Genomic DNA, 5374 nt, shown 5'->3' with positions numbered 1-5374 from the left:
AGTGGGGCCAGGGTAAATATCGCGAATGTTGATAATGTGGCACGGACTCTTGCGGGTGTTAAGGCTGGTTCGATTACAGCAACATCGACTGATGCGATAAATGGCTCTCAATTTTATGCCATGAGCAATGTAGTTGCAGGCTATTTGAGTGATAATGCTGGATATGATAAAGATGGAAACTGGAATGCTCCTACTTTTACAGTTAAGGTTTTTGATAAAAATGGTAGTGGGACTGAAAAGAACTATAAGAATGTTGGGGAAGCGCTTTCTGGTGTAAGTAGTTCTTTTACGAATCTTAATCAAAAGATCGAAAGTGTGACAGGTGATAGTTTTGTTAGGCAAAATAGCGTTGGGCTTATTACGATTGGTGGAGACAAGGGTGGCAATAGAATAGATATTGCAAACGGTATTAATTTTCCACGAGTTCTCTCTGGTGTTAAGGGGGGTGCATTTACGGCAACATCGACAGAAGCAGTAAATGGTGGTCAAATTTATTTTATGACTCAGGCATTTGCAAGTTATTTTGGCGGTGGTGCTGGATATGATAAAGCGGGAAAATGGTCAGATCCTACATTTACAGTTAAAGCCTTTGATAAGAATGGTAATGAAACTGAGAAAAACTATACTAATGTTGCAGATGCGTTTTCTGGCGTTAATAGTGCTTTCACAAGTTTGAATGAGGAGATTGTTAAGATAAAGGATAGCGTTGGTATTATTGAAAAAAGTTATACACCTCAAGATAATTCTTCGGATATTTTTTCAGAAGGCTTTCCTTTTATGAGAAGCGCACGTTTTCTAAGAAGCTTACCTCTTGCCATAGATGAGGAAGAAAGCGCCATAGATGAGGCGGATAATTCAACCACGGTAACTGTTGCTCCTAGTGAAATTTTAGAAAAGTCAACTTATGAGGTGACTGACAGTCAGTTTAATAAGATGGGTGAAAGGGTAACAGGAGTTGAAGGCAGGGTAACAGAAGTTGAAAAAAAGGTGAATGTTGCGGTTAGCTATGATACCGATGATAGCGGAAAGAAAATCAATAGCATCACTCTAAAAGGTGTCGATGACAGTGATCCTGTTTTGATTACGAATGTTCAAGGTGGAAAAATTGAACATGACTCTAAGGACGCAGTGAATGGTGGTCAGTTATACGATCATACCGCGGAGCAGATGAAGATTACTCTTGACAGTGCGAAAAAGTATACGGACGATCAAGTCAATAATGGTGTTAATGCGGCGAAATCCTATACCGATATGAAGTTTGACGCACTAAGTTATGATATTACGAATGTGCGCAAAGAGGCAAGGCAAGCAGCAGCGATTGGTTTGGCAGTCTCTAACTTACGTTACTTCGATGACCCAGGATCTGTGAGTGTTTCATTTGGTGGTGGTTTTTGGCGTGGACAATCTGCCTTTGCGATTGGTGCAGGTTATACATCTGAAGATGGCAAGATTCGTTCTAATCTATCAGCAACCAGTGCTGGCGGTCAGTGGGGTGTAGGTGGTGGAATAACTCTGAAATTAAAATAACACCAGAGAATATGAAAAACTACAATTTAAGCGAAGTTTCGCCCTTGTCTCATCAGACAAGGGCGAAATTTTATATTATAGAGAAGTAATATTTTACAGAGAAGTCCATAGAGTAGTATACTTATAAAGTCTTATAACAAGGTATTCTATAGTAATAATCTTAGTGAGATTGATTTTAGTAAAAAGTGAATTACTTTAACAAAAATTTTATAAATACAGCGTAATACTCTCATATAAATTGATAGAGTGCGTAATCGCACAGTATTTTAAAACTGTACGTTCTATAATTTCATTGATAGAAAATATCCATTGGGGGGATACGTTTAAAAAAATCAAAAATCCCCATTTTATTATTTTATTTATTTGCTCTGTACACAGCAGTAGCAATCATGAGGTATGCAACAGCGGCAATTATTAGTAAGACTCATTTTGATCAAAATGGGACACCTAAAACGAAAGATTAAACAAAACCTCTAGACAAGTCTATAGTGCATGGAATCTATGAATTTTAAAGTTATAAGGATATTTTACGATTGTATAAATCGGAAAGACTCATTCTGTAAAAATAATTAAATTCATTTTCCTCTTGCTATTTTACGCAATAGTCTATAACATTGCGAAATATTCTTTAGTAAGACTCATTTTGGTAAAAACAGAAAGATGCTCGCAAGGGGGGCGCGACGGATTATGAAAAAAACAAACAATCACCTTCATTTTATTTTGAAGCTCTTTGAGAGAAAAAAATCTAAAGCTCAAGAGTATGCCTCTTACCCCCGCGATAAAAGCGTAATGATTTCACAACAAGTACTCTAAATCATTCAGCCAACAACTTAACCTTTTCCCCTAATAAACATTACAGCCTCTTAATTATACAAAATGAACTCTTTTACTTTAAAAACTATAAACCGCAGATCTAACAATAGGGCGCAAGTATGTCTTCTTCATATCCGTTTTTCACCCTCATTCAGGAGTTTTGTTGCAAAAAAAAGCATCCTTCTTAAAAGCGGAAAAAATAAAAAACCCATTAACCAAACCTTTAATCAACGTCCATCACAACCCTGCCGGACTTCTAATTACTTCTGTTCGCCTCTGCGGCAAACTCAAACTTTATAGAGAACAAACAAAAATCACGTCGTTAATCACCCCTAGCACTGAAATATGACTTTTTAATGTTCTAAATATGTATTTCTTATTTGGAGAATTTGTTATGAAAAAATTATATACCACACCAAAAGCGCTAGTGGTGAATGATTGTAAAAATTCTTGCTCGTTTTATCGACGGCTTTTTATTAAAGCGCTTTCATTGGCTTCAGTGATTATCTTTTTATCAAATGTTTCTCCTGTTGCTGCTGCTACTCAGATTTTAAATAACAAATCAAACGACTTTAGTGGTGGTGCAAATGCGCTTAAAGGTATACCGCCAGCCTATGTAGTTGGCAGTAAATTGTATAGAGATAGTGGCTCTGCATTTGTGGAGGGGGAGGATACCCCCAAGAACTTTAGTCTTAATATTAAGTTTCAGACTAAAGCTGCTTTTGATACTGCATTTGCAGGTACGGAAGGTTATAAGAATGTAGAAGGTTATAAAAGTGTTGCGGATGCATTTTCTGGCACTAATAGTGATTTGGCAGGTTTAAATCATCAGATTGTTGAGATAAAGGAACCCCATGCTATTGGGGAAAAACAAGATAATCCATCTCAAAGTGATGATCAGCATAAGAACACAGACAGCTTTTCTCTTATAAGAAGCTTACCCAGTGCACTAAACCGAGCGGATGATGGGCCAACTGTGATAGCTATTGCTCCTACCTCAGTATTAACTGACGTGACTTTTGAGAGTAGTGAAGGTAAGACACGGCGTCTTTTGAAGGTTTCTCCTGGTGAGCTCTCAAAAATGTCAACCGATGCCGTTAATGGTTCCCAGCTTTATACTCTAGGTGATAAAGTTGCAAAATCTTTAGGTGGTAACGCTAAGTATGAGAATGGCACGTGGACTGCTCCTACATTCAAGGTTAAGCGCTTCAATTCTGATGGTGACGTTACTGACTCGACTTATGACAGTGTCGCGACTGCCTTTGCCGGTATTGGTGATTCTATCGCGAATATTAAAAATGAGATTAGCAAAGAAATTGCTGGTGAAAAAAGTGCTTCTTTAATCTGGAGCCAAACGGCGAATGCCTTTGTAGCGACGCATGGGGATAGTAAAGAGAACAGCAAGATTACGTCTCTTAAAAATGGAGACATTAGTAGAACGTCAACGGATGCTATAGCTGGTAACCAGCTATATGCTCTAGGGAGCAATGTTGCGAAGTCTTTAGGTGGTGGTGCTAAGTATGAGGATGGCCAATGGAGCAAGCCTAAGTTCACGGTTAAAACAGTAAAATCTGATGGTACTGAGAGTGAGGAGAGCTATACAGATGTGGCTTCAGCGTTTGCCGGTGTAGGCACTTCTTTCACGGATTTACATAAAGAGATTACCAATGAAATTAGCACTGCTCAGGCTGATGCGTTGTTGTGGGATAAGGCTAAAGGTGCCTTTGTAGCGACGCATGGAGAGAAAGATAGCAAAAGCAATAGCAAGCTTACATCTCTTTTAGATGGCACCATTAATGCTGGTTCCACGGATGCCGTAACGGGTAATCAGCTTCATAAATTGGGTGGCGATGTTGCAAAATCTTTAGGTGGTAACGCTAGGTATGAGAATGGCACGTGGACTGCTCCTACATTCAAGGTTAAGCGCTTCAATTCTGATGGTGACGTTACTGACTCGACTTATGACAGTGTCGCGACTGCCTTTGCCGGTATTGGTGATTCTATCGCGAATATTAAAAATGAGATTAGCAAAGAAATTGCTGGTGAAAAAAGTGCTTCTTTAATCTGGAGCCAAACGGCGAATGCCTTTGTAGCGACGCATGGGGATAGTAAAGAGAACAGCAAGATTACGTCTCTTAAAAATGGAGACATTAGTAGAACGTCAACGGATGCTATAGCTGGTAACCAGCTATATGCTCTAGGGAGCAATGTTGCGAAGTCTTTAGGTGGTGGTGCTAAGTATGAGGATGGCCAATGGAGCAAGCCTAAGTTCACGGTTAAAACAGTAAAATCTGATGGTACTGAGAGTGAGGAGAGCTATACAGATGTGGCTTCAGCGTTTGCCGGTGTAGGCACTTCTTTCACGGATTTACATAAAGAGATTACCAATGAAATTAGCACTGCTCAGGCTGATGCGTTGTTGTGGGATAAGGCTAAAGGTGCCTTTGTAGCGACGCATGGAGAGAAAGATAGCAAAAGCAATAGCAAGCTTACATCTCTTTTAGATGGCACCATTAATGCTGGTTCCACGGATGCCGTAACGGGTAATCAGCTTCATAAATTGGGTGGCGATGTTGCAAAATCTTTAGGTGGTAACGCTAGGTATGAGAATGGCACGTGGACTGCTCCTACATTCAAGGTTAAGCGCTTCAATTCTGATGGTGACGTTACTGACTCGACTTATGACAGTGTCGCGTCTGCCTTTGCCGGTGTTGGTGATTCTATCACGAATATTAAAAATGAGATTAGCAAAGAAATTGCTGGTGAAAAAAGTGATTCTTTAATCTGGAGCCAAACGGCGAATGCCTTTGTAGCGACGCATGGGGACAGTAAAGAGAACAGCAAGATTACGTCTCTTAAAAATGGAGACATTAGTGGAACCTCAACGGATGCCGTAACGGGTAACCAGCTTCATAAATTGGGTGGCGATGTTGCGAAGTCTTTAGGTGGTAAAGCTAAGTATGAGAATGGAACTTGGAGTGCGCCTACATTCACAGTTAAGAGCGTGAAGGAAGATGGCAAAACAGAAGATAAA

At 39.7% G+C, this 5374-nt stretch carries 1 protein-coding gene and 1 pseudogene; both read left to right on the top strand.

What is annotated here, in order from left to right:
- Positions 1-1527 (top strand): YadA-like family protein (locus ACFIKN_RS07610; RefSeq protein WP_375658177.1); only part of this gene is annotated, 1527 nt, incomplete at its 5' end.
- Positions 1528-2734: 1207 nt separating this feature from the next.
- Positions 2735-5374 (top strand): annotated as a pseudogene (locus ACFIKN_RS07605) (hypothetical protein); the annotation flags it as partial.

Source organism: Bartonella sp. CL436QHHD, from assembly GCF_042195105.1.
In the GTDB taxonomy this organism is placed as follows: domain Bacteria; phylum Pseudomonadota; class Alphaproteobacteria; order Rhizobiales; family Rhizobiaceae; genus Bartonella.
Note: the sequence above shows the minus strand (reverse complement) of the source record. Positions and strands in the feature narration are given on the sequence as shown.